The sequence below is a fragment of the Saccharothrix tamanrassetensis genome, assembly GCF_014203665.1.
Taxonomy (GTDB): Bacteria; Actinomycetota; Actinomycetes; order Mycobacteriales; family Pseudonocardiaceae; genus Actinosynnema; species Actinosynnema tamanrassetense.
The window spans coordinates 305,621-330,843 of sequence record NZ_JACHJN010000008.1; the positions used below are offsets into that span (position 1 = coordinate 305,621).

The following is a 25,223-nucleotide window of genomic DNA, read 5'->3' on the forward strand; positions in this document are numbered from 1 at the left end:
ATGGGTTCCCAGCCTTGTGTCGCCGCGTCCAGCCAATGGGTCGACGAGGACGGTGTCCGGCAGCCGTCCGGTGATGTGCACGCCTGGACGCCCGGCACCAACCAGACGCTGTGCGGGCAGGCGCTCAGCCGCAGTCGGCTGGGGCGGTTCCGGCACGTGCCGTGGGCGGACGCGGTGTGGCTCTCGCAGACCGCCGAGCAGAACCTGCACCTGTGCCCGCGCTGCGTCGCCGCCACCACACCACGGGCCGAACGGAACGGCCGCAAGTGGACGCGGGTACGCCCGCGCCCGTAGACCCGATCGTGTCCGCGTGCCCTCCACCGGCGAGTCGGACCCGGACGGATGGGCTCACGGGTCGTGCCTCGGAAGTCCGCTCATATCGACTGCGGCGGGTTTCCGGCGTATTCGGCACGAAGGCTGCCGAAGGCACCGGCCCGGCGCTACTGTGCCGCAGAAGAACTGCGCGTAGCAGGAGAAGCGGATGCGGTTTCGGGTGCTCGGTCCGGTCCAGATCCGGGATGGCGAGGAGTGGGCGACCGTTCGCGCCCGTCAGCAACGATGTCTGCTGGCGCTCCTGCTGATCGAAGAGGGACGAACGGTCACCGCCGATCGGCTCGCCGACGAGTTGTGGTCCGGGCGCCCGCCGAAGTCCGCGCTGAACACCATTCACGTGTACGTGACCCGACTGCGGCGGTTGATCGGCGAGGACGCACACGACGTGCTGGTCACCACCACCGGTGGATACCGACTCGCGGTCGACTACACCGATGTCGACGCCAGGGTGTTCCTCGATCTCGTCCAGGCAGGGCAGCGCGAACTGGCCGAAGGGAAACCCGAGGCCGCCGCGCAGACGCTCGGCGCCGCCCTGGCGCTGTGGCACGGGCCGGCGTTCGGCGACGTGGAGGGGGACGCTCCGGCGGCGGAGGCCGCGAGGCTCGACCACGTCAGGCTGACCGCCCTGGAAGCCCGACTGGACGCGGACCTGCGGCTGGGCAGGCACGCGCAGGTCGTGGACGAGTTGCAGGGGTGGGTCGCCCTGCACCCGCTGCGCGAGCAGTTGCTGGGTCACCTCGTGCTGGCGTTGTACCGGTGCGGTCGCCGGGCGGAGGCCCTTGATGCCTACCGGCGTGGACGTGCCCACTTGATCGCCGAGCTGGGGCTGGAGCCCGGCCCGGCGCTGCGGGACCTGGAACACGCGGTGCTGTCCGACGATCCGGTCCTGGCGCTCGCACGCGACACGGCCCGGTTGCCGCTCGTCGAGCCGGCCCAACTACCCGCCGACGCCGCGGGCTTCACCGGGCGCGACGTCGAGCTGCGGGAACTCGACCGCCTGCTCACCGACGTCGGGAACCCGCCCACCGCGCTGCCGGTCTCGGTCATCACCGGGACGGCCGGCGTCGGCAAGACAGCGCTGGCGCTGCACTGGGCGCACCGGGTGCGCGGCAAGTTCGGCGGTGGCCAGCTCTTCGCCGACCTGCGTGGACATGCCGCCGGCCCGCCGGCCGAGCCGATCGCGGTGTTGACGCGCTTCCTCCGCGCACTCGGTGTGCGCGCCGAGGAGATTCCCGCCGACGTGGACGAGGCCGCCGCCCTCTACCGCAGCGTCCTGGCCGACCGGATGATGCTCGTGGTGCTGGACGACGCACGGGACCAGGCTCAGGTCCGTCCGCTGCTGCCGGGCTCCGACAACTGCGTCGTGCTGGTCACCAGCCGCACCCCGCTGTCCGGGTTGGTCGCCGGTGTCGGCGCTCGGAGCCTGCCGCTGGACGTGCTCACCGGACCCGAGGCCGAAGCCCTGCTGCGCACCGTGCTCGGCCCCGACCGCACGGGGCCGGTCCCGGACCTGGCCCGCCTGTGCGCACGATTACCGCTGGCGCTGCGGATCGCAGCCGCGTACCTCAGCGCCCGTCCCGCCCTTTCGATCAGCCGTTACGTCGGACAACTGCGCGGTGACCGCTTGGCCGCCCTCCGAGCGCCCGACGAGGTGCAGTCGGCGGTGCGTGCCGCGTTCGACCGGTCGTACCGGCGGCTCGGCGACGATGCGCGCCGGCTGTTCCGCCTTCTCGGCGCGGTTCCGGCCGTGGACTTCACCGTCCAGGCGGCGGCAGCGCTCATCGGTGTCACCGACGTGGACGCCGACTGCCTCGTCGCCGAACTCGCCACGGCCCACCTGCTCGACGAGCACCGCCCCGGCCGGTACCGCAGTCACGACCTGCTGCGTGCGTACGCGCGTGAACTCGCCGACGGCGAGGACGACACCGATGCCGCGACGGACCGGCTCAACGCCTGGTACCTGCTCACCGTCGACCAGGCCGCGACCGCGTTGTACCCGCAGATGCTGCGCCTGACCCTGCCTCCGGCGAACACCAAGGCCGTCCGATCGACGTTCGAGGGCCACGCGGATGCCTCCGCCTGGCTGGACGAGGAGCGGTCGAACCTGCTCGCCGCGGTGACTCACGCCGCCCGGTATCGTCCTGTCGCCACGGTCGGGCTGATCGCCGACGCGCTGCGCGGCTACTTCTGGCTCCGCATGAACACCATGGACTGGCTTGCGACGGCGGAAGCCGCGTCGGACATCGCCGAGGCGCTCGACGACACGCGGGGATCGGTCGTGGCGTCGCTGAGCCTGGCCGACGTCCACTTTCGGCAGGGGCACAACGAGCGGGCGGAGCGGCATTCGACCGACGCGCTGACGTCGGCCGCGCGCAGCGCCTGGATCGAAGGGCAAGCCGCCGCACACGGGAACCTGGGCAACCTCGCACTGGAGTCGGGATGCCTCCCCGAGGCCCTGGAGCACCACAGCGCCGCGCTCGCACTCAACCGACGCACCGGGCGACTCACCAGCCAGGCCAACAACCTGGGCAACCTCGGACTGGTGCACTGGCACCGAGGGGACCTCCGACAGGCGCAGGGCCTCTTCACCGATGCCCTGGAGATCAGCAAGCGAGTCGGGTCCGCGCACGGACGGGCGGTAGGGCTGACCAACCTCGCCTGCGTCCAGCACGACCTGGGCGACCTGGACCGGTCGATCCGACACCTCGTCACCGCGCTCGGCCTGCACCAGGAGACCGGCGACCGGAGCTCGGAGGCCGAGGCACGGGCGGAACTCGCCACCGTGTACACCGACACCGGTTTCTACGACGAAGCGTTCGAACAAGCCCACCTCGCCCGAGCGCTCGCACGCGACGCCCGAGACCGCCGCCGGGAGGTCGACTCCCTCATCGCGTTCGGTGCCACGCACGACCTCCTCCGACACTGCACCGAAGCCACCGCCTACTACCTGGATGCCGTGGATCTCGCCCGCGACATCGCCTACCGCTTCGGTGAGGCCAAGGCTCTGATCGGCCTCGCCGCCACGCGGCGTGACGCCGATGACGCCCACACCGCGCTCGTTCTCACCCGGCGGCACACCTATCGCCTGTTGGAGGGACACGCGCTGCTGGCGCTGGCGACCATCGACACGGACTCGACCCGGGCTGCCGAGCACACGTCTCGCGCGAACACCCGCTTCGCCGAAATCGGCCATCGGGTCGGCGCGGCACGTGCCCGCCTCATGCTCGCCGGTCTGCGCGGTGGCGACCGGCACCACCGACCTTGAACGCTGGAACGGATGTGCGGGTGCTGTGCCGCTGTCCATCACGCCTGCGGGTCGTCACGGCTGAGGAGGTCGTGTTCGCGCACGTCGGGCAGGGACAGGGTCTTGTAGCCGACGTCGTCGAACAGGACGGTGATCCGGTCCTCTTCGACGGACATGACGACACCAGGACCCCACTGCGGGTGCTGCACGGGGCTGTCGACGGGGAACTCGTCGGTGCCCGCGGGGCGGTGTCGGGCGGTGCCGGTGTCGCAGTTGTCGCAGTTGCCGCACGGGTCGGGTAGTTGCTCGCCGAAGTAGCCCAGCAGGTGCTGCCGCCTGCACCCGGTGGTCTCGGCGTAGCCCCGCATCATCCGGATGCGGGAGCGGATCAACCTCTGCTGCGCCTGCGCGGCCTCCACCGCCTGCTCGACCGCCTCGTCGGGTGCCAGGTCCGGATCGGTGACGAGGCGGCCCGAGCCGGTGGGGGTGACGGCGCCGACCTGTTCGAGCAGGTTGACGGCACGGGTGCGTCGGGCGCGGGAGGCGTCGACCTCGTTTTCGAGGTCGGCCGGGCGGACGGGCCCTTCCTGGCGGTGCAGGGCGCGGACCACCTCTTCGAGGGTGTCCTCGGGGGGCTTGCTCGCGGTGAGGAACTTCTGCAGGTTCAGGTCTTCCGGTCGGTAGAACAGCGTGATCCCGGCCGGGTCGCCGTCGCGGCCTGCCCGGCCTACCTGCTGGTAGTAGGAGTCCGGCGAGTCGGTGACCGACGCGTGGACGACGAAGCGCACGTCCGGCTTGTCGATGCCCATGCCGAACGCCGAGGTGGCCACCACCACGTCGACCTCGCCGGCGAGGAAGTCCTGGTGCACGCGCTCGCGGTCGGCGGTCTTCATCCCGGCGTGGTAGGCCGCCGCCCGCACCCCGGCCGCGGTCAGCTCCCCGGCGTAGAACTCGGTGTCCTTGCGGCTGGCCGCGTAGACCAGCCCGCAGCGGCTCGCGGGGTCGGCGGTCAGGGTGCGGACGTGCGTGATGACGGCGTCGCGCTTGCCGGCATCGTCGGTGAACCGCTCCACGGCCAGGTGCAGGTTCGGCCGGTCGAAGCTGGCGACCACCTCGCGGTGGTCACGCAGACCCAGGCGCTCCACGATGTCCCGCCGCACCGGAGGCGCCGCCGTGGCCGTCAACGCGACCACCCGCGGATGCCCGAGCCGGTCGATCACCCGGCCCAGCCGCAGGTAGTCCGGCCGGAAGTCGTGGCCCCACGCCGAGACGCAGTGCGCCTCGTCCACCACGAACAGCGACACCCCCAGCTCGGCCAGCGCGTCCACCCGCCCGTCGTCGGCCAGCTGCTCCGGGGACAGGAAGACGTACTCGGCGGTGCCCTCGCGCAGCGCGTCCCAGGCGTCCCGGCGCTCACCGTCGCGCTGGGTCGAGTTCACCACCACCGCGTCCGGGGCGCGGCTGCCCTCGATGCCTTCCACCTGGTCGTTCTGCAACGCGATCAGCGGGGACACCACCACGGTCGGGCCGTCCAGCACCAGCGCGGGCACCTGGTAGATCGCGGACTTGCCCGCCCCGGTCGGCAGCACGGCCAGCACGTCGTGGTCGGCCACCACCTGCTCCATCGCCTCCAGCTGCTCGTCCCGCAGGCGGTCCAGCCCGAACTTCTCCGCAGCAAGACGCCGCAACTCGCTGCGGTGCTCCGACGAGGTCGTCATCGGCTGGGCATACCACCGTTCGTCCACCGGAAACGGATACCGGCGGACGTGCACCCTCGCCGGCGACGATCCGGCGACGGTCCGGCGCTGGGGACTGCCCGGCTACCCGGGCCGGGTATCGCAGCAGGTGCAGCTGTTCACCGTGTTCACCTGGTCCGGGCTCGCGCTGATCTCGTTGATCGGGGTGCTCTGGCCGGCCGCCCCGGTGCGTTCGTCGCGCAGAGCGGTCGCGTCGGTGGCCGTCCGGGGCTGTCCGATGCGCACCGACGCGCGCTGGTGGCCCGCCGGCCGACCGCCTCGGCGACGCCACCTCCGGTCGACATGTTCGAACAGGGCAATCCTGGTTACTCCGTTCGCATGGACCACAGCAGAGCACCCGTGTTGGAAGCGTTGCAGGCGTTCCGCGAACAGGGGTTCACCCCGTTCAACCCGCCTGGCCACCGTCAGGGGCGCGGGGTGGACCCCCGTGTGCTGGAGGTCGTCGGCGAGGCGGTGTTCGCCTCGGACGTGATCTCCGTCAACGGCCTGGACGACCGGCTGAACCGGCAGGGCGTGATCGAGCAGGCGCAGCAGCTGATGGCCGACGCCGTGGACGCCGAGCAGGCGTTCTTCTCCACCTGCGGCAGCTCGCTGTCGGTGAAGAGCGCGATGCTGTCGGTCGCCGGTCCGCACGAGAAGCTGATCGTGCCGCGTCACGCCCACAAGTCCGTCGTCTCCGCGCTGATCCTCAGCGGTGTGCGACCGGTGTGGCTCTCCCCGCACTGGGACGCCGAGCGGCACCTGTCCCACCCACCCGGCCCCGACCAGGTGCGCGAGCTGTTCCAGGCCGAACCCGAGGCCAAGGGGATGCTGCTGGTGACCCCGGACGACTACGGCACGTGCGGCGACATCCGGGCCGTCGCCGACGTCTGCCACGAGTTCGGCAAGCCGCTGATCGTGGACGAGGCGTGGGGCGCGCACCTGCCGTTCCACCCGGACCTGCCGCAGTGGGGCATGGACGCGGGCGCGGACGTCGTCGTCACCAGCGTCCACAAGTCCGGCGCGGCCGTGGAGCAGAGTTCGGTGTTCCACGTCCAGGGAGACCTGGTGGACCCGAAAGTGCTCAAGACCCGCGAGGACCTGCTGGGCACGACCAGCCCCACGTCCCTGGTCTACGCGACGCTGGACGGCTGGCGCCGCCACATGGTCCAGCACGGCGAGGAGCTGCTCACCGCCGTCCTGGCGCTCGCGCACTCCACCCGTGCCGCGGTCGACGACCTGCCCGGTCTGCGCGTCATGGGCGAGGCCGAGTTCACCGGTCCCGGGCTGGCGCACGCCATGGACCCCCTCAAGGTGGTCATCGACCTGGAGGGGCTGGGCATCAGCGGCTACCAGGCCGCCGACTCGCTGCGCGAGCACCAGCACGTCACGGTCGGCCTGTCCGACCACCGTCGCATCGTCGCGCAGTTCACCCACGCCGACGACCACCGCACCGCCGGTGTGCTCCTCGACGCCCTGGGCGCCCTGGCCAAGGCCGCCGACGACCTGCCCGCGCCGAAGCCGGTCGACCTGCCCACGCCGGACGAGCTGCAGCTGGAGACCGCGATGCTGCCCCGCGACGCCTTCTTCGCCGAGGTCGAGCAGGTGCCCGCGGACCAGGCGGTCGGCCGGATCAGCGCGGAGATGGTCACCCCCTACCCACCCGGCGCGCCCGCCGTGCTGCCCGGCGAGGTGATCACGAAGGAGGTCGTCGACTACGTGCGCAGCGGCCTGGACGCGGGCATGTTGCTGCCCGACCCCACCGACTCCGAGCTGAAGACCTTCCGGGTGGTGGTCCGCGAGCGCTGACGGCCGGGGCCGCCGGGCGAAACCACACCTCCGCCGATCGCGGGCCACCTCGCCCGACGCGTTGTCCGACCGCTTCGACGGGATCGCCGGGGCCTGCTCCGGCGGTGCGGGCTTCCGGAATCCGATGCGGATCCCCGCCCGGTGGCGGGTACGCGTGTCCGCGGTGATCCCGGCGGCTGTTCCGCTTGGTCGGTGGGAGGCTATTCCGCTTGGCCGGTGGGAGAGGGGCCGGACTGCGTCGGGCCGGGTGTCGACGGCGGGGCCGACTGCGCCGCCCGGGCTGCCCGGGCGCCGAGGACCAGCGCGGTGGCGTTGTACGCCGCGACGCCGAGCGTGAGCAGCAGCGTCAACCAGAAGCCGACCCGCGACTCGACCATGTCGCTCGCGGCGGCGGGCTTGAGGTTCTCGGTCTCCGACAGCTTCGAGGCCAGGAAGTCTTGGATCGCCACCTGGTTGACGACGAGGAAGAGCGCCCCGAGCACGCCGACGCCGATCCCGAGCAGGTACCCCGCCTTCGACCTCGCCAGCACGACGAGGCCCGCGAGCAGGACGAGCACCGCCACGATCATCAGCGGCTGCGCGGGGATCTCGCTCTTCGAGGCGGACGCCGGCTTGTCCGCCTTGCCCGACACCTCGATCGTCGCCTCGCCGCCGAACGCCAGGTCCCAACCGGTGTACTCGGCGCTGATGGTCGCCATCGGCGACTCGCACGACACCGCCGCGAACGGGAATGCCAGGCACAGCAGGGTGAGCGCCAGCAGGGACAGGTTGATCGGCCTGCGCTTCGACGAGTTGTTCGACATGCCCCCAGTCTGGGTCGGTGGCGCGATCCCCGGTACGGGAAGGGTTTCCCAACCCGATCAGGTCACGGGGCCTTCCACACGCAGCCCAGGACCTCGCGGTAGGCGGGGTTCGGCGGTGCTTCCGCCACACGCTCCACTGTGTACCGCTCCTCGGTGCCGACCCGCACCAGGTATCGGGCGATCATGTCCTGGTCGGGGCGGCACTGGCCGCTCACCGGTTTGAGCACGAGGCCCACCTCGGACAGCAGTCGCCAGTCCTCCTTCTTGGTGCTGGTGTCCAGGGAGTAGTAGTGGTTCGGCTTCGCGCCGCCGCACACCTTGTCGCTCACGGTGCACATGAAGTCCCGGACCATGCCCGCGGTGCCGCCGTCCGGGATCGCCCCGACCGGGTAGGCCCGGCCGAGGTACTTCTTCGGGGTGTAGCCGGGTTCCACGGTCCCCGCGAAGCGGATGATGTGGACGTGGGGATGGTTGTCGCTCTGGTAACGCCACAACGGCGCGGACTGGTGGGGCGAGTAGTGCACGACGACCACGCCGCCGCGCTGCAGCGTGCCCGGAGCCGGTTCCTGGGCGGTGACCACCGCGTCGTGGTGCAGGCCGTCCGGCCGCGCGTCGCACTGCCAGCCGCCGGCGACCAAGGTCTGGCAGGCCTGTTCCTTGCTCATCCCGCCCACGGCGGGGACCGGAGTGGCCGGCTTGGCCTCGCGGTACACGGTGAGCACCACCGTCTGTCCGATGTGGACCTTCTCGCCGGGCGCGGGGGTGGACGTCTCGACGGTTCCCGGCGTCGCGCCTTCGCTGCCCTGCACGGTCTGGCACAGCACCTGGTTGCCGGTCTCGGCGAGGATCGCGTTGCACGCCGCGTCGCCGGCGTGGACTCCACCGTCGAGCTTGGGCATCGCCACGAACTCCCAGTACCGCACGGCGACCCTGGTGCCCGCCGTGACGAACTCGCCGCCCCTCGGCGACTGCTCCGCGACCACGCCCAGCGCGGCCCAGTTCGCCCCTGCCGCGGGCATGGCCTGCTCGTCGCAGACGTCGGCGCCGGCCTGCGCCGCGGCCGCGTTGACCGACTCGCACGCCGCCTGGAACCGCCTGCCGACGACGTCGGGGACGCGCACGTTCTCGCCGTAGACGTGGACGGCCACGGTCGAGCCCTCGGGCACCTCGACCCCGCCGGGCGGGGTGGTGTCGCGAACCGTCCCGGTGGCTCCGCCCGGACCGATCTCGACCACCTGGCACCGCAGTCGGGCCGTCTCGACCATCGCGCACGCCGGTAGTCGTTCCGTGCCGGGCGGGACGACCGGGACGGTGGTCGTCGGCACCTGCGGGGCCTCCTGGACCGGGGGCGCGGTCGGGGTGGGATCGACCGGCGGCGCGGTCGGGGTGGTCGGCGGGGGAGCGGGTGTCCAGGTGGGAGGAGCGGGTGTCGACTCGGGAGAGGGCTCGGGCGGCCGGACGGGTTCGGGGTTCTCGGTGTCGGTCTCGACGCCGGGAGCCCGGCCCTTGTCGATCACCGTGCGCCGTCCGTCCGGGTCCACCGCGACCGTGCGGCGGTCCACCGGGTCGTTGGCCACCACCCGGTCGTCCTGCACCTCGACGGTGAAGTCGGGCGACCTGCCGGGCACGGTGATCGTCTCCGTGCGGGAGCCGGTGCGCAGGTCGAAGGCGCACAGCTGGTGCGTGGCGTAGTCGGGGACGTAGACCCGGTCGTCCAGCACGACCGGTGCGCCCAGGTTGTGGTCGGCGCCCTTGGGCAGGTCGTCGAACTCGTGCCGCTGACCGGTGCGCGGGTCCACCGAGATGAGCTTGCCCCTGCGGTCGAGCACCAGCAGGTACCGGCCCGCGCCGTTCGCCGCGGGCACGACCACGGTGTCGCCGTGCGGCACCGGTTCGCGGCTGATCGACTTCAGCGGGGTCGCGGCGACGTCCAGCGCCTCACCGGTCCGCGTGATCCCGATCGGCCGGCCGTCGGCGAGGGTCAGGTGCTCGACCGGGGCCGGCGCCGAGACGGTCCGCGCCAACCGCTCGCCGACCACGTGCGCGACCTCGCCGTCCTCGGTCAGCACCCAGATGCCCGCGCCGCCGTCGCCCACCGCCGTCCGCGTGGCGCCCGGCACCGTGACCGGGGTCCGCGGGTGCCCGTCCGGGTCGATCAGCTCCACCACGTCCTCGCCCGGCCGCAGCAGGTAGGCGGCCGAGGTGGTCGCGACGACGACCGGCACCTCGTCCCCGCGCGGCACCCCGGCGGACGACTGCTCGATCGGCGTGCCCTGCTTGCCCAGGTCCTCGTTGAGCAGGAGCACCTGCCCGGTGGCGTGGTTGACCGACGCGACGCGGCCGTCGGCGAGCCGGACCAGTTCCAGTTGCTGCCCGCCCGTCGCCAGGGCCCGCGCCTCCGCTTCGACGCGTTCGGTCTCGGTGTTGACCTGCACCACCCCGTCGCCGTGCTGCACGACGGCCTGAGCATTGCTCAATTCCGTGTCCGTCATGCTGTAACCGGCGCCGACCGAGGCCGCGAACACCGCCGCGAGCACCGCGCCGGTCAGCATGAGCAGGCGTGACGTGCTTTTCCGGCGGGATGGCGATTCGCCCACTTGGGTCTCCAGTACGACGATTGGCGCAACGAGTCATTCGGGGCGTGGCACGGTGCACCTGGAGGGTACAAAAGCGGTGGCCCCCGGCAAACGGGAAGTACTCCCCAACAGAGCGGAGGATTTGTGAGCGGACAGCTGCCGGTGGAGGTCCGGGTCGGTGCGCAGGCCTACACGGTGGCGCCGGGCGAGGAGTTCGCGTTCGGCCGTTCGCGGGAGTGCACGGTGTGCCTGGACCCCGACGACGCCACGATCTCCCGCCGCGCGGGCGTGATCACCTCGGAGAACGGCATCTGGTTCGTGGTCAACACGAGCACCAGGCGCGGGCTCGAACTCGTCGACGATCGCGGGTTGCGCAGCCTGGTCGGACCGGGGAAGCGCTCCGTGCTCCAGGGGTCGATGCGCGTTTACGTGCAGGGCGGCGGATCTCGACCGCACATCGTGGAGATCGACGCGCACGAATTCGACTCCGCAGGATTGCGGGAATTGCCCACCGGTCAACCGACGATCACCGGTGACGACGTCGTGCTCACCCGCGAGGAGAAACTGGCGCTGACCGCCCTGTTCGCGGGTTATCTGCAGAAGGGGGCGGCCTACGACCCCTACCCGCGCACTTATGACGCCGCCGCCAAGCGGTTGGGTTGGCCCCGCACCACGCTGCTGCGCAAGATCGAGTACCTGCGCACCCGCCTGACGAAGGCCGGGGTGCCCAACATGAACGGCGCCAACGCGCTGATCAACCTCGCCGAGCACGCCCTGACCCGCGGCCTGATCACCGAGCACGACCTGCGCCTCATCGGCCTGTGACGGCGGTTGGGAAGGGCTTCCGATTCCGACCCGCCACCGGGCTGCTTAACGTCCGGGCGGACGGAGGAACGGCGGTGGGAGCGGCGCGTGGTGGAGGTCGGGTTGGTGTGCGTCGGACGTGACGGCGTCCGGCGCGCAGTGGTCGCGACCGTCGGGCCGGAGCACCGCGTCGCGGAACTCGCCCTGGCACTGGGCTGCCGCGAGGCCCTCTACCTGGGCCCGGTGGCGTTGCCGGGCTGGCTGCCGCTGGGCGAGGCCGGAATCGCGAACGGCACCGTGCTCGGCCTGGACGCGCCACCACCGGTGGACAGCGGCGCCGCGGTCGGCGGCGGCACCAGGGAGGTGGCGGTGGTAGGCGGTCTGCACGGCGGACCGAGCACGACGCTGTACCCGGTGGGGGAGCTGCGGATCGGTCGCGCGCCCGACGCGGGGCTGGTGCTGGCCGACGCGGAGGTGAGCAGGCGGCACGCGCGGCTGGTGATCTCGGCGGGCACCGGTCGCGTCCGCCTGGAGGACACCGGTTCGCACAACGGCGTCCGGTGGCGGGGATGGCTGCTGGAGGGGTCCGCCGACCTGCTCCCCGGTGACGTCGCGGGACTGGGCGAGACCGTGATCGGCCTGCGCGAGGTCGTCCCGGCGGACGCGGAGTCGACCGCCGGGCCCGATGGCGTGAGCCGGGTGTTCCACCGACCGGCGGAACGCCCGGTGCCGGTGGCACCCGACGGGGAACGGATGCTGCGGGCGCGTGATCCGGACCCCACGATGCTGCTGGGCATCGCCCGCGGGCCGTCCGCCCGGCTGTGGGAGCGCCGCCGTGCCGATCCCGATTTCCTGCGCTTGAGGCTCGGGCTGCACGACCGCCCGGCGGAGGTGCGGATGCCCTTCGCCGAACCGGCGCCGGTGCTCCACGCGGTGCCCGTCACCGCGGACCTGGGTGAGGCCGGTGTGCTGGGCCTCGCCGGTCCGCGCGACGCGCTGCTCGCCTCGGCACGGGCCGTCGTCGCCCAGGCAGCGGTGTTGTGCGCACCGGACGACCTGGTGATCGTGCTCGTGACCGGGCCCCGCGGAGCGCCGGCCTGGGAATGGGCCGGCTGGTTGCCGCACACCCGGCCGCCCGTCGCGGCGTTCGACTGCTCGCGCCTCGTCGCCACCGACGAGGACCAGGCTCGGGCCAGGCTCGGTGAACTGCGCGCCCTGGTCGCGCGGCGGCGCGCCGCGTCGCGGTTCGACGGGGCCCGGGTGCTCGTCGTGCTCGACGGCGTGCGGCGACTGCACGGCATCCCCGGCTTGGCCGAGGTGCTGGACGAAGGGCCGGCGGCGGGCGTCACCGCACTGTGCCTGGCGGAGGACGAGGACGCGCTGCCCGCCGCGTGCGGCACGACCCTGGTGTCGGTCAACGAGTCCGGCAGCCGTGCCGAGCTGCGGTACCGGGGGTTCCCCGCCGTGGCCGACGTGTTGGTGGACGGGCTGCTCCCGGAGCACGCGATGCGGCTCGCCCTGGCGCTCGCGCCGATCGTCATGCCGGCCGGCGGCCCTCGGCAGTCGCCGGGGGCGGAGGGCGACCTGTCCGTTCGACCGCGACTGGTCACGGAACTGGGGCGGCCCACCGGAAGGGTGATGCCGGACCGGGACGACACCACCGCTGCCGTCGTCACCGCAGATGTGCGGCGCGCGCCGGATCCTCCTGCGCCCCAAGAAGAAGTGACGGTTGCTCACCTCCGAAGTCGTGCTACGGGACGTGTCGACCGGTGACTATGTTGTCCCTCGATCGAGGGCCGACGGGGGTTCGGCCGCACGGGACTGGAGGTGCGGGCGTGGTCGCCATCGGACAGCTTTCCGGCTACCGGGTGACGACCGACCCGATCCGCGTCGGCCTGTGCGTCGTGGCGCGGGCCACCCGGGAGTCCGACCACGCCGAGGTGACCGTGCACGTGGTGGTCGAACCGCTCGACCGCGCCACGCTGCGCCGGGTCAGGACCGAACTCTCCTCGCTGGCCACCGCGCTGGAGGAGCTCAACAGCCCGCTGGTCGTGCCGCTGCTCGACCACGGCCAGACGGCCGACGCCCGCCCGTTCTTCGTCACCGAGTCCACCGGGCCCTCGCTCGCCGACGAGCTGGCCGCGCGCGGACCGCTGCCCCTGGACCAGGTGCGGCGAGCCGTCTTCGGCACCGCGCCGGCCCTGGTGTCGTTGCACGGCGCGGACGTCCTGCACCGCGGCCTGGGCCCGGCGGCGCTGGTCCGGCAGCCGAGCGGGCGGGTGCTGCTGGGCACGCCGGTGCTGCCGGTGCTCGCCGAGATCGCCGGCGCCAAGACCGAGGGCACCGGGCACGAGCCGGTCGAGGTCCTCAAAGGCGGTGACTGGACACCGCAGGCCGAGGTGTACGCGTTCGCGTCGACGGTGTGGACGCTGGCCACCGGCAGGCCGCCGGTGGCCGGGTCGAGGGACGAGCGGTTGCTGCACCTGTTCGACGAGTCGTCACCGCCGCCCACCGCCCGCGACCTGCCGCCGCGGCTGGTCGACCTGCTGCGCCAAGCGCTTGCGCGAAGACCCGAGGACCGGCCGCACTCCCTCGCGTCGTTCGCGCTGAGCCTGAAGGACGAGCTGGACGACCCCGGCCGCACGCCCCACCTCCCCGCGGCGGGCTGGTCCCGGTCGGAGCAGGCGATGGGCACCGACTACACCCTGCTGTCGGAGCTGGGCTCGGGCAGCGCGGGCAAGGTGTGGCGGGCGCGCCGCAGGAGTGACGGGCGCGAGGTGGCGGTCAAGATCCTCAACCCGGACTCCGACGCCGACGGGACCAGCCTCGCCCGGCTCGCCCGCGAGCACGCCACGTTGCGCGGGCTGGCCCACCCGCACCTGGTGGAGGTGCTGGACATCGTGGTCGACCGCGGCCGGTCGGCGATCGTCATGGAGTTCGTGCCGGGCACCGACCTGCGGGCGCTGCTCAAGACCGGGCAGGTGGGGCGGGCGGACGGCGTGCGGCTGCTGTCGGAGGTGGCCTCCGGCCTGGCGCACCTGCACGAGCGCCGCATCGTGCACCGGGACGTCAAGCCCGCGAACATCCTCGTCCGGGTCTCGGGGGACCGCCACACCGCGCTGCTCACCGACTTCGGCCTGGCCAAGCCCCTCGGCGAGCCGGACCTGACCAGGATGGGCCTGCTGCTGGGCACCCCGTCCTACCTGGCGCCCGAGCTGGTCGGCTCCGGCGAGCCGTCACCCGAGGCGGACGTGTACGCGCTGGGCGTCACGGCGTACGAGGTGCTGGCCGGGCGGCGGCCGTTCCCCGGTCCGACGACCGACCAGGTGCTCCGGCAGCACCAGGTCCAGCGACCCGCCCGGCCGGCGGGCCTGCCGGACCTGGCGTGGCGCTTCCTGTCGGCCTGCCTGGAGAAGGACCCGCGCGCCCGGCCCAGCGCGGTCGAGGCGTCGGAGGTCCTCCACGACCTGGTCCGCGAGATCGCGCTCACGCCGCCGGGAACCGCGCCGGCGCCGGCGCCCGAACCCGCCGCGGACACCGTCCAGTCCCTGCCCACCCGTACCGGCGCTCGACCCGTCGAGCCCGCGCCCTGGCACGCCGCCGCCGCGGACGCCGATCGGTCGCTGCCCACCCGCACGAGCAGCCGGCGTCCCGAACCCGCTCCTGCCCCCGCGCCGGCGGCGAGCCGTCCGTCCCGCCGTCGTCTGCTGGTCGCGGTCGCGGTGACCGCGGTCGCCGTGGCGGGCTTCGCGGTCGGCACGTTCGTGGTCCCGAAGGTCGTCGCGCCGGCCGGGTCGGCACCGACCGGTTCGGCCTCGGCGAGCACCGCCGCATCCGGCGTCTACTTCGTGCCGGTCACCGTCGTGGTCGACGCGGAGGGCGCGGCGACGGTGTCCTGGCCCGCCGACGCGACCACGCTGCCCGGTCTCGACCGCTTCGTCGTCATGCAGGGCTTCGACCCGCGCCGGGAAGTGCCCGCCGACACCACCTCCTACCGGGATCCCGAACCGCGCGAGTCGGGCTGCTACTACGTGATCGCGCTCGGCACGACCGCCCGCCCGCTCGACCCGGCCCCGAAACCCGCCTGCCCCACCCGGTGAAACCCATCACGAGGACGACGACCTTGACGACCCACACCGCCACCGACGCCCACGACTCGGCCCTCCGGTTCCGGGCCACGCACGACGCCGTCCTCGCCGAGGTCGAACGGACCATCAAGGGCAAGGCGCCGGCGATCCGACTCGCGCTCGCGTGCGTGTTCGGCGGAGGTCACCTGCTGATCGAGGACGTGCCGGGCACGGGCAAGACGTCGCTGGCCAAGGCGCTGGCGACGAGCGTCTCGGGGAGCTGGCAGCGCATCCAGTTCACCCCGGACCTGCTGCCCGGTGACATCACCGGCGTGTCGGTCTGGGACCAGGCCCGGCAGGAGTTCCGGTTCCGCGGCGGGCCGGTGTTCGCCAACGTCGTGCTGGCCGACGAGATCAACCGGGCCAGCCCCAAGACCCAGTCGGCGCTGCTGGAGGTGATGGAGGAGGGGCAGGTGACCGTGGACGGCGTCGGCCACCCGGTGCCGAAGCCGTTCCTGGTGGTCGCCACCCAGAACCCGATCGACCTGGAAGGCACCTACCAGCTCCCCGAGGCGCAGCTGGACCGCTTCCTCATGCGGATCTCGCTCGGCCACCCCGGTCTGGAGGACGAGACCGACATCCTGATCAACCGGGCCGCCGCGGCGCCGCCGGTCCTGCGGGCGGTGGCGACGCTCGACGACGTCGAGTGGATGCGCCGGACCGCGGCCGACGTGCACACGGCCCCGGAGATCGCCCGCTACATCGCCCTGCTGGCCAAGGCGACCCGCGAGCACCAGGCCCTGCGGCTGGGCCTGAGCACCCGCGGCAGCCTCGCGCTGCTGCGGGCCGCCCAGGCGTACGCGCTGGGGTCCGGACGCCACTTCGTGGTGCCGGACGACGTGCGGGCGGTGGCCGGACCGGTCCTCGCGCACCGGCTGATGGCGACCGCCCAGGCCCAGGTGCGCGGGGTGACCACGGCCGCCGTGCTGGACGAGGTGCTCGGCTCGGTGCCCGCACCCACGCAGGCGGTGCGGGTGTGACGGGTCGGGTGCCGCTCACCGCCGCGGGTCGGGCGGTCCTGCTGGGCACCGGCGTGCTGCTGGGGGCGGGCGTCGTCCTCGGGTACGCGACGCTCGTGTCGTTGGCGGTCGCGGGAGGCGCGCTGCTGGTGCTGTGCGCCGCCACGGTCGTCGTGCGCCCACGGGTGCGGATGACCCGCGAGGTCGTGTCGGAACGGGTCTCGGTCGGCGAGCCCGCGCTGGCCAGGCTGGTGGTGCGCAACCCGGGCCGGCTGCCCGTCCCCGAGCTGCTGGTGCTGGACCGGGTCGGCGGGCAGCCGGTGGAGGTGCGGGTGCCCGCGTTGCGCCCCGGTGGGTGGCGCGCCGTGCCGTACTCGCTGCCGACCGGGCGCAGGGGACGTCTGCTGGTCGGACCGCTGCTGGCCGGCCGGAGGGATCCGCTCGGCCTGTTCCGGCGGGTGCAGCCGCAGGGCGGCACCGACGTGCTGTGGGTCCACCCGCGCGTGCACCACGCGCAGCAGATCCCCGTCGGCACCGTGCCGGACTACGAGGGTCGCGCCGAGGCGTCGAAGGCGGGGACGATGAGCTTCACGTCGCTGCGCGACTACGTGCCCGGTGACGACCCGCGACGCATCCACTGGCGGTCCACCGCCCGCGTCGGGCGGTTCGTGGTGCGCGACTCCGTGGACACGATGGAACCCACGGTGACGGTCGTGCTCGACACCCGCGTGTCGGTGCTGGAGCCTCCCGCGTTCGAGCACGCCGTCGAAGTCGCCGCGTCGATCGCGCAGGCCGCGGTGGAGACCGGGCGGCCCGTGGGCGTGCACGTGGTGGGGGAGGACCCCGCCTCCGACGCGATCTCGGTGCTCGACCGCCTGGCCGCCGCCGAGTCGACCTCGGACGGCGATCCGCTGCGGCTGCTGGAGGAAGTGGACCGGGCGCAGCCCGGTGGCGCGCTCGTGGTCGTCACCGGACCCGCCGAGGACGCCGTGGCCGCCAGGCTGGCCCACCGGCGCCGGCGGTTCGCGCCGATCGTGGTGCTGGAGGTGCTGCCGGCGCACCACGAGGCCCCGCCGCCCTACCGCCGCCAGGGGATGGCGGTGCTCAGCGCGAGCAGCGCGGTGGAGGCGGTCTCCGCGTGGAACCACCTGGTGCTCGGCGGGGTGGTGGGCTGATGTCGTCCGTCCGCGTGGTGTGCGCCGCGGCCCTCGCCGCCCTGGCCGCCTGGTCGTTCCGGCCGGTGTTCGACGCCGAGGCCGGGCTCGCCTTCGCGGTGGCCGTCGTGGTCCCCGCCGCCGTCGTCGCGGCGTGGGAACTGCTCGCCACCTCGGTGCTCAAGCGGATGTCCGGCGGTGTCGGCACCGCGCTGGCCCTGCTTTGGGTGGTCGCGGCCGTAGCGGCGGTCACCCGTCCCGGCCGTGACGTGCTGTCCGGACCGTTCCGGCTGCTGACGTCGGTGCTGCCGACCGAAGCCGCCGCACCGCAGTTGGCCGCGGTGTCGGTGCTGTCGGGCTTGACGTCGTTGGCCGCGGTGCACCTCGCGGCCAGGGCTGTGCTCCTGCCGGTGCTGCCGGCGTCGGTGTGCCTGGCGCTGGGGCTCTCGCTCGGCGCCGCCGCCGGTCCGCTGCCGGCCTGGTACGTACCGGCCTTCGTCGTCGTGAGCACCTTGCCCGCGTTGTTCAGCGCGGGCACCGCTTCACGTGCCCGGCTCGTCGTGGGTGGTGTGGTGGTGGCGTTGGCGGCCGTGGTCGGGCCGGCGTTCGGGCTGCTCGGCCCGACGGCGCTCCGTCCGCCCGCGAGCGCACAGGCGTTGGTGGACGCGCCGGTGCAGCCCAAGCGGCACACCAACCCGATGGCCCAGTACCTGGCGTTGCGCGATGGCCGCATGGTGCTGGAGATCGACGGCACCGCCTCCGAGCGGGTCGACCGGTTGGGCATGGTGACGTTGACGGGATTCGACGGTCGGGCTTGGTCACCGGCGGCGGACTACCGCCGTGCGGCACACCAGTTGCCCGCCCCGTCGCAGGGAACGGCACCGCGCCGGGAGACGACGCTGCACTTGCGGCTGGGCACACCTGACAGCATCGGCTGGCTGCCCAGACCGGGGTGGCCGGGCCGGGTCAGCGTGGCGGACCTCGGTTTCGACGCCGACACCGGCGACCTGGTGGTGCCTGCGGGGCAGGAGACACCCGCGGAGTACCGGATCAGCGCGACCGAACCGGTCGTGTCGCCGGAACTCCTGCGCACGGACCAGCCCGCGGTGGGTGCCGGACGGCCGGACCTCCTGCTGCCGCCGGAGGTGTTGGGCTTCGTCGACGCCGCGACCGCGGGGCAGCACACCGAACTCGACCGGTTCCTCGGGCTCTACCACAACCTGCGCGCCGTGCCGTTCCACTACGACGCTTCGGACGAGGCGCCGGGCGGGAACGGTCTCTACCAGGTCTCCGCGCTGCTGAAGAGCCACCGCGGAACCAGTGAGCAGTACGCGTCGGCGTTCGCCCTGATGTGCCGACAGCTCGGCTGGGACGCCAGGGTCGTGCTCGGCTTCCGGCCCCGGTGGGACGGCGACGCGCTGCACGTCGAAGGGCGGGACGTCTTCGCGTGGGTCGAGGTCCGGTTCGAGCGGCTGGGCTGGCTGCCGATCGACCCCAGCCCGACCCGGGAGGCCGCCGACGTCGGTGACGAACCACCCGACCAGGCGACCCGGCCCGACACCGGCTCGGTCCAGTTGCCACCGGCTCACGACCCGGAGCCTGCGCCCGAGCCCGAGTGGGAGGCGCCGCCGAACGCCGCGGTGCCACCGACGCCCGGACCGCGGTCGGACGTGGTGCTGCCCGTGGCGGGGGCGGTGTCGGTGGCGCTGCTGTTCGCGGTCCCGTTGCTCAAGGCCGCACGCCGCCGTGCCCTTCGGCGTGGCACGCCTCGCCGACGTGTCATGGCTGCGTGGCGCGAAGCGGTGACCACGCTGCGGGCCGGTGGCGCCCCGGTCCACGAACGCCAGACCACCGGACAGGTGGTGGAAGCGGTGCCCGAGATCCACCGGCTCGCGTTGCGCCCGCTGGCGGAACTGGTCGACCGCGTCGGTTTCGCTCCGGACGAAGTCACCGAGGAGATGGCGGCGACGGCCGCACGTCAGCTGGGCGAGATCCGGGCACAGGTGCGCGGCGGACTGAGTCCCGGCCGGCGCGCAGCCTGGCTGTTCGACCCGCGCCCGTTGGTGGTGCGACGCAGGCCGGTCGAGTATGAGGGTCTCGGGGGTCTGCGTCCGAACTGACCCGTTGACGAACCGACGCGGCGACAACCCGATGCGGCGTTGCTCGGGCCGGCTCATGGGATCGCGTCGCCCCTGGCTGGCGTAGGCGTCCCGGACCGACCGGGGCACCGGTGAGAGGAGTCACCATGAAGGTCGTCGTGATCGGCGGGACAGGCCTGATCGGCACGAACGTCGTCGCGTGGCTCGGCGAGCACGGGCACGAGGCGGTGGCGGCGTCGCCCTCGACCGGGGTGGACACCATCACCGGTGAAGGGCTCCGGGAGGTGGTGCGGGGTGCGGACGTGCTGGTCGACGTGTCGAACTCGCCGTCCTTCGCCGACGACGAGGTGCTGGCGTTCTTCCGCACCGCCACCACGAACCTGATCGAGGCGGCGAGGGGCGCCGGGGTCGGGCACTACGTCGCGCTGTCCGTGGTCGGCGCCGAGCGCGCACCGGACTCCGGCTACCTGCGGGCGAAAGCGGCCCAGGAACGACTGATCCGCGAATCCGGGCTGAGCTGTTCACTGGTGCTCGCCACGCAGTTCTTCGAGTTCGCGGGCGGGATCGCGGACACCGCGACCTCGGACGGCGTCGTGACTCTGCCCAACGGGGGCGTGCAACCGGTGGCCGCCGCCGACGTGGCTGCGATCGTCGCCCAGACCTCGGTGGGCGCGCCGCTCGACGGGGTGGTGGAGGTCGGCGGTCCGGAGGTGTTCGGCATGGACGACTGGATCCGCACCGTGCTGGCGGCGAGGAACGACCGGCGCAAGGTCGTCACCGACCCGAAGGCCCGCTACTTCGGCACGTTGCTCGACCAGCAGACCTTGCTGCCCGCTGCCGGCGCACTCGTCGGCCCGACCCGGCTGTCGGACTGGCTGACAGATGCCGTCCGAGGGTGAGCGGGGTTGGCCGGTCGAGTGACGTACACCAGGTGTGCACGGCCACGGACGGTTTCGAAGCGGTGCCCGGACATGCGCGGCCCGGCCCGGATCGGGTGATCCTGGCCGGGTCGGGATTCGCCTGTCGGTCAGCCTTTCATGGCGGCGAACATGCCGGGCTCGTAGGAGCCCGCCGGGTTGCGCACGATCACGTTGAGCCGGTTGGCCGCGTTGATCAGGGCGACCAGGGCGACCAGGGCGCCGATCTGCTCGTCGTCGTAGTGCTTGCGCACCTGCTCCCACGTCTCGTCGGACACGCCGTGGTGGGCGTCGGCGAGCCGGGTGCCCTCCTCGGCGAGCGCCAACGCGGCCCGCTCGGCTTCGGTGAACACGGTGGCCTCGCGCCACGCGGCGACCAGGTGCAGCCGGACCGGAGTCTCGCCGGCGGCTGCGGCCTCCTTGGTGTGCATGTCGATGCAGGCACCGCAGCCGTTGATCTGGCTGGCGCGCAGCGACACCAGCTCCTGGGTGGCCTTCGGCAGCGACGATTGTTCGACCACCAGCCCGGCGTTGGCGAACCGCTTGCCGAACTTCATGGCGGTCTCGTTGTCGAACAGGTTGAGGCGGGGTTCCATGGCTTCGTCCTCACTCGTGGTGTTGCACTGGACGAACACCAGATGCCGGCGCCCCGATCTCTGTGACAGCGCGGCTTCGTGACCTGCGCCACCAGACCCGTAGTCGACTCGATGTCACAAGACAGCGGGAATCGGCGTCTGGTGGGTGACGCAGTCGAGAGTGAAGGGGGCCACCCATGGACGGGACGCCGCAGACCCGGCCCGAAGACCGCAGCGGGGCGATGAGCCGGGACGACCGCACGGGCTCGGCCACCGCGGCGTTCGTCGCCCACCGCAACCTGCTGTTCACCGTCGCCTACGAGATGCTCGGCTCGGCCGCCGACGCGGAGGACGTCCTCCAGGAGACCTGGCTGCGCTGGGCGGGCGTCGACCTCGACGCGGTGCGGGACCAGCGCGCGTACCTCGTCCGGATCACCACCCGCCAGGCGCTCACCCGGCTGCGCACGCTCGGCCGGCGCAAGGAGTCCTACGTCGGCTCCTGGTTGCCCGAGCCGCTGCTGACCGCGCCCGACGTGGCCGAGGACGTCGAACTGGCCGACAGCCTCTCGATGGCGATGCTGCTGGTGCTGGAGACGCTCACGCCGACCGAGCGGGCGGTGTTCGTGCTGCGTGAGGTCTTCGCCCTGGAGTACGAGGAGATCGCGGAAGCCGTCGACAAGACCCCGGTCGCGGTCCGGCAGATCGCCCACCGGGCGCGGGCGCACGTCGCCGCGCGCCGACCGCGTGGGGTCGCGTCCCCGGCCGAGACCCGGGACGCGCTCGACGCCTTCCAGCGGGCCGTCGAGACCGGCGATCTGCAGAGCCTGCTCGACATCCTCGCTCCGGATGTCGTCCTGATGGGTGACGGTGGCGGCGTCAAGCAGGCCGTTCTGCGGCCCATCGTGGGGGCCGACAAGGTGGCACGCGTGCTGACCGCCGGGCTGGGCAGGATGGCCGACCTGGCGTCGCTGCGGCCGGTGCAGGTCAACGGCCACCCGGCGCTGATCCTCCGGCTCAACGGCGAGATCGACAGCGTCGTGGCGGTGCGCATCGACGACGGCCTCATCACCGGGCTCTACGCCGTGCGCAATCCCGAGAAGCTGTCGCACATGCACCGGGAGACCACCCTGCGCCGCTGAGGCGAGGACTGCGTGGTCGACGACCGGTTGCGGGTGTGCGCAGGGTGACCGGGCAGCGGACTCCGCACATGGCGGCCCGCGCGCTTCGGATCCCGGCGTTCCACTACGCCCGCGCGGCGGTCGTCAAGGGCGGCCTCGGGAAGGGGTCTGGCCGGCCACGCCGTGGCGCAGCGGTGTGTTGGGGTCCGGTGAGTGGGCGGGTGACACTTCCGGCTTGCCGCCGGCGGAGTCGGCGGGCGGGGTGTTGCGCTGGTCGCCGCCGGCGGGTTCGGCGCCGTCCTCCACTTGGGACAGTCGTGCGGTGAGGAGTTCGACCACCGGCGTGCGGTCGCCGTGGGCGCGTTCGTGCTCCAGCACGCGCCGCAGCTCGTCCGCCGACAGCGACCGGATCCGGTGCTGCAGGTCTCCCGTCGTCAGGTGGTCGTAATCCCTGATGGGGAAGTCATCGTTCATGTCCGGTCGGCTACCCGCGTCACCAGGGCCGAAACGACCCCTCCTCGGACGCACGACTCGTACTTTCGCAGCCGCTCGACGGGTCGTCAGCGGCATCACCCAGCGTTACACCAGGGTCGGGCTTCCCGTTGCGACCCTGGTGGCCTGGTGGCTTCACGTGGGGTGGCGCGGGCTGCTCCAGCGGGCGAGCAGGACGGTCGCGTCGTCCTGCAACTCGCCGTCCTGGTGTTCCAGGATGGCGCGGATGAGTCGGCGCGCGGTCTCGGGTGGTGGGTAGCCGGCTGCCGCCTCGCGTTGCAGGCAGTCGGCCAGCCGTGCGTCGCCGAAGGGCACGCCGGTGCGGTCGCGGGCTTCGGTGATGCCGTCGGTGTGCAGGACCAGCCAGTCGTCCGGCTGCAGGGCCTCCTCGGCGATGGTCAGCGCGTGGGCGCCGAGGCCGAGCGGTGGCCGGAGCCCGCCGGTCAGTGGTTTGACGACCTTGCCCGCCCGCATGACCAGGGGAGGCGGGTGGCCCGCGTTGAGGTAGCGGAGCCGCCCGCCGGCCAGGTCGAGTTCGGCGAGCACGGCCGTGGCGGACAGCCTGCCGTCGGACGACCTGCCGTCGAACAGCTCTCCGATGGCCTCGTCCATGGCGCGGGCCTGCTCGTACAGGCCGTGCCCGGCGTGGCGGGCCCGGCGGTGGGCGGCCAGCGCGGTCGCCGTGACGAGGCCGCTGCGCACGTCGTGCCCGGCCGCGTCGATGATGACCAGGGTGGCGGTGTGCTCGGACAGCGCGTAGTCGAAGGCGTCGCCGTTGACCTCCTGGCGCGGCTCCACCACGCCGGTCACCACGAAGTTGTCCACCCCCGCGGTCAGCGGCGGCAGCAGGGACCAGATCAGCTCGCCGCCGGTCGTGCGCGGCTTGGGCAGGCGTACCAGGTCGAACGCGTCGCCGTACTGGTCGAGCAGCGTGACCAGGTGCCCGAGCAGCATCGACAGCCAGCGGCACTGGGTGCGCAGGCCGGGGTCTTCGAGGTCCGCCGGGTCGGCCGGCCGCACTTCGAGCACGCCGAGGCGCTCGGCCCCGTCCAGCAGCGGCACCCAGAGGAGCGGCCGGCCGGCTGTCGTCGACGGCAGCGCCCGCACCTCCCGGAACGCCCGTCCGGCCAGGGTGGTGTCGATCTGCAACGTCTCCTGGCGGCGGTCGCCGTTCGAGGTCGAAGCGCCGTTCACGCGGTGCAGGAGGCGCTGGTCGTAGTCGGCCAGGTAGATCGTGACCTCCACCCCGATCAGCCGGCACGCCGCCTCGGCGACCGCCGGGAGCCGGTCCGGTGGCGCCAGCTCGGCACCCTCCAGCAACCCGACCAGCGCGGCGTGGGGCCGCCCGAGGGGGCGGGAGTCCCGGACCGGGCGGCTGTACGACGCACGGTGCGCCCAGGTGACCTCGTCGAGGCGTTCGTTGACGGTCTGCGCCAGCACGTCGCGTTGCAGCGGGTCCAGCTCGCCGATGCCGTGGAGGTACGCGTCGATCTCGATCAGGCCGGAGTCGCCGCCCAGGCTGAATTGGCGCAGCCAGAGCTCCTCGACGGTCAGCTCGGCGCGTCGCAGCGCCAGGGCGAGGCTGCGTCGTTGCTCTTCGAGGCGGTCTTTGTCGGTCATGGTGTCAACGGCGGCGTCGCGAGGTGGACTGGGTCAGGCGTTCGGCCGCCTGCCGGAGGGTGATGCCCTGCCTGCGGGCGGCTTCGGCCAGCGCCAGGAACGCGCGCCGCTCGTCCACGCCGTCCCGGGCCATCACCACCCCCTTGGCCAGCGCGACCAACTCCCGGTCGCGCAAGCCGTTCTTGAGCCTCTCGGTGACGCGCTCGGCATCCCGCGCGGTTTTCATGTGGCTCAGCAGCATGGCCGCCTGCGTGGCGAACAGCACGAGCAGGTGCTCATCGCGGGCCCCGTAGAGGCCGGGTTCGCGGGCGTAGACCTTCAGCGCGCCGAGCGGGCGGGCACCGGCGACCAGGGGTGCGCTCAACGACGACCGCAACCCGGACACCACCACGCGTCGTGACCACTCCGGCCAGCGCTCGTCCCGCGCCAGGTCGTCCACGCGCACGACCACCCGGTCCTCCCACGCGGTGAGGCAGGGGCCGATGCCCAGTTGGTACTGGAGCGAGTCGGCGCGTTGCACCACGCTATCGGTCGCCGCAGCTGTGACGCGTCCGCCCTGCTTGTCCCACAGCGAGACACCCGCCCCGGCGCTGCCGGCGACGGTCTGCGCCGCGAGCGAGGTGATCAGCTTCAACGCCGTGGCCACGATGTCTTCCGACAACAGCAGACCCGACACACGGGTGAACACACGGGCCAGTTCGTCTGCCATCGAGGCGTCCGACGACGTCGCCACAGCGTCACCCCCTCGTCGCCTTCTGTCCGCCATGCGTACCCTCGTGGACGCGCGTTTGAACCTGGCGCGTGGTCGTCCGTTCAGCGCGAGTCATGCCGACGAGCGGCAGCGCAAAGCACACCGG

General features: G+C 72.8%; 19 protein-coding genes. 11 read left to right on the plus strand and 8 right to left on the minus strand.

All coding sequences use genetic code 11. The features are described 5' to 3' along the window. Both FHS29_RS25605 and FHS29_RS25610 read left to right on the plus strand, forming a co-directional pair. The gene (locus FHS29_RS25605) at positions 1-294 is read left to right on the plus strand and encodes a hypothetical protein (protein WP_184694676.1); all 294 of its coding nucleotides are present in this window, start codon (positions 1-3) and stop codon (positions 292-294) included. Between the two features lie 187 nt (positions 295-481). Further along, a complete protein-coding gene (locus FHS29_RS25610) occupies positions 482-3,598 on the plus strand; it encodes an AfsR/SARP family transcriptional regulator (RefSeq protein WP_184694678.1) in 3,117 nt (1,038 codons plus the stop codon). A gap of 38 nt (positions 3,599-3,636) precedes the next feature. On the opposite strand, the gene FHS29_RS25615 is transcribed toward FHS29_RS25610, so the two are convergent. Both FHS29_RS25615 and FHS29_RS25620 read right to left on the minus strand, forming a co-directional pair. Next, positions 3,637-5,295: a RecQ family ATP-dependent DNA helicase gene (locus tag FHS29_RS25615; RefSeq protein ID WP_184694680.1), complete on the minus strand. Its 1,659-nt coding sequence runs from the start codon at positions 5,293-5,295 to the stop codon at positions 3,637-3,639. Between the two features lie 102 nt (positions 5,296-5,397). Then, positions 5,398-5,559, minus strand: coding sequence for a hypothetical protein (locus FHS29_RS25620; protein ID WP_184694682.1), 162 nt, complete (start codon positions 5,557-5,559; stop codon positions 5,398-5,400). Between the two features lie 93 nt (positions 5,560-5,652). On the opposite strand from FHS29_RS25620, the gene FHS29_RS25625 reads away from it, so the two are divergent. Continuing rightward, positions 5,653-7,122, plus strand: coding sequence for an aminotransferase class I/II-fold pyridoxal phosphate-dependent enzyme (locus tag FHS29_RS25625; protein WP_184694684.1), 1,470 nt, complete (start codon positions 5,653-5,655; stop codon positions 7,120-7,122). Between the two features lie 200 nt (positions 7,123-7,322). Here FHS29_RS25625 and FHS29_RS25630 read toward each other — a convergent pair whose 3' ends face one another. Together FHS29_RS25630 and FHS29_RS25635 are read right to left on the minus strand one after the other, a co-directional pair. Beyond that, complete coding sequence (locus tag FHS29_RS25630) at positions 7,323-7,925, minus strand: hypothetical protein (protein WP_184694686.1); 603 nt, start codon at positions 7,923-7,925, stop codon at positions 7,323-7,325. A 62-nt stretch (positions 7,926-7,987) separates the two neighbouring features. Next, a complete protein-coding gene (locus FHS29_RS25635) occupies positions 7,988-10,522 on the minus strand; it encodes a PASTA domain-containing protein (RefSeq protein WP_184694688.1) in 2,535 nt (844 codons plus the stop codon). Positions 10,523-10,645: 123 nt separating this feature from the next. Between FHS29_RS25635 and FHS29_RS25640 the strand changes: the two genes are divergently transcribed. The 7 genes from FHS29_RS25640 to FHS29_RS25670 all read left to right on the plus strand — a co-directional run bounded on the left by FHS29_RS25640 (position 10,646) and on the right by FHS29_RS25670 (position 20,543). Next, on the plus strand, positions 10,646-11,326 hold the full coding sequence (locus FHS29_RS25640) for a hypothetical protein (protein WP_184694690.1): 681 nt from the start codon (positions 10,646-10,648) through the stop codon (positions 11,324-11,326). An 87-nt stretch (positions 11,327-11,413) separates the two neighbouring features. Then, entirely contained in the window at positions 11,414-13,078 is a 1,665-nt protein-coding gene (locus FHS29_RS25645) for an FHA domain-containing protein (protein ID WP_184694692.1), read from the plus strand. A gap of 62 nt (positions 13,079-13,140) precedes the next feature. Then, positions 13,141-15,405: a serine/threonine-protein kinase gene (locus tag FHS29_RS25650; RefSeq protein WP_184694694.1), complete on the plus strand. Its 2,265-nt coding sequence runs from the start codon at positions 13,141-13,143 to the stop codon at positions 15,403-15,405. A gap of 23 nt (positions 15,406-15,428) precedes the next feature. Further along, positions 15,429-16,412, plus strand: a complete 984-nt coding sequence (locus FHS29_RS25655; protein WP_184694696.1) for an AAA family ATPase — start codon at positions 15,429-15,431, stop codon at positions 16,410-16,412. Continuing rightward, positions 16,409-17,566, plus strand: coding sequence for a DUF58 domain-containing protein (locus FHS29_RS25660; protein WP_312865094.1), 1,158 nt, complete (start codon positions 16,409-16,411; stop codon positions 17,564-17,566). The genes FHS29_RS25655 and FHS29_RS25660 overlap by 4 nt, the downstream gene beginning before the upstream one ends. Further along, positions 17,566-19,665, plus strand: coding sequence for a transglutaminase-like domain-containing protein (locus FHS29_RS25665; RefSeq protein ID WP_184694698.1), 2,100 nt, complete (start codon positions 17,566-17,568; stop codon positions 19,663-19,665). Before FHS29_RS25660 ends, FHS29_RS25665 begins: the two co-directional genes overlap by 1 nt. Positions 19,666-19,790: 125 nt before the next feature. Then, entirely contained in the window at positions 19,791-20,543 is a 753-nt protein-coding gene (locus tag FHS29_RS25670; RefSeq protein ID WP_184694700.1) for an SDR family oxidoreductase, read from the plus strand. A 128-nt stretch (positions 20,544-20,671) separates the two neighbouring features. On the opposite strand, the gene FHS29_RS25675 is transcribed toward FHS29_RS25670, so the two are convergent. After that, positions 20,672-21,157 carry a carboxymuconolactone decarboxylase family protein gene (locus FHS29_RS25675; protein WP_184694702.1) on the minus strand — a complete coding sequence of 162 codons (486 nt, stop codon included), beginning with the start codon at positions 21,155-21,157 and terminating at the stop codon, positions 20,672-20,674. A gap of 176 nt (positions 21,158-21,333) precedes the next feature. Here FHS29_RS25675 and FHS29_RS25680 point away from each other — a divergent pair, with 176 nt between their 5' ends. Next, complete coding sequence (locus FHS29_RS25680) at positions 21,334-22,275, plus strand: RNA polymerase sigma-70 factor (protein ID WP_184694704.1); 942 nt, start codon at positions 21,334-21,336, stop codon at positions 22,273-22,275. A 123-nt stretch (positions 22,276-22,398) separates the two neighbouring features. On the opposite strand, the gene FHS29_RS25685 is transcribed toward FHS29_RS25680, so the two are convergent. The 3 genes from FHS29_RS25685 to FHS29_RS25695 form a co-directional block, all read right to left on the minus strand. After that, on the minus strand, positions 22,399-22,728 hold the full coding sequence (locus tag FHS29_RS25685; RefSeq protein ID WP_184694706.1) for a DUF8129 domain-containing protein: 330 nt from the start codon (positions 22,726-22,728) through the stop codon (positions 22,399-22,401). 153 nt (positions 22,729-22,881) lie between these two features. Then, positions 22,882-24,366: a PP2C family protein-serine/threonine phosphatase gene (locus tag FHS29_RS25690; protein WP_184694708.1), complete on the minus strand. Its 1,485-nt coding sequence runs from the start codon at positions 24,364-24,366 to the stop codon at positions 22,882-22,884. A gap of 4 nt (positions 24,367-24,370) precedes the next feature. Continuing rightward, entirely contained in the window at positions 24,371-25,099 is a 729-nt protein-coding gene (locus tag FHS29_RS25695; protein ID WP_312865095.1) for a GAF and ANTAR domain-containing protein, read from the minus strand. Positions 25,100-25,223 lie beyond the last annotated feature (124 nt).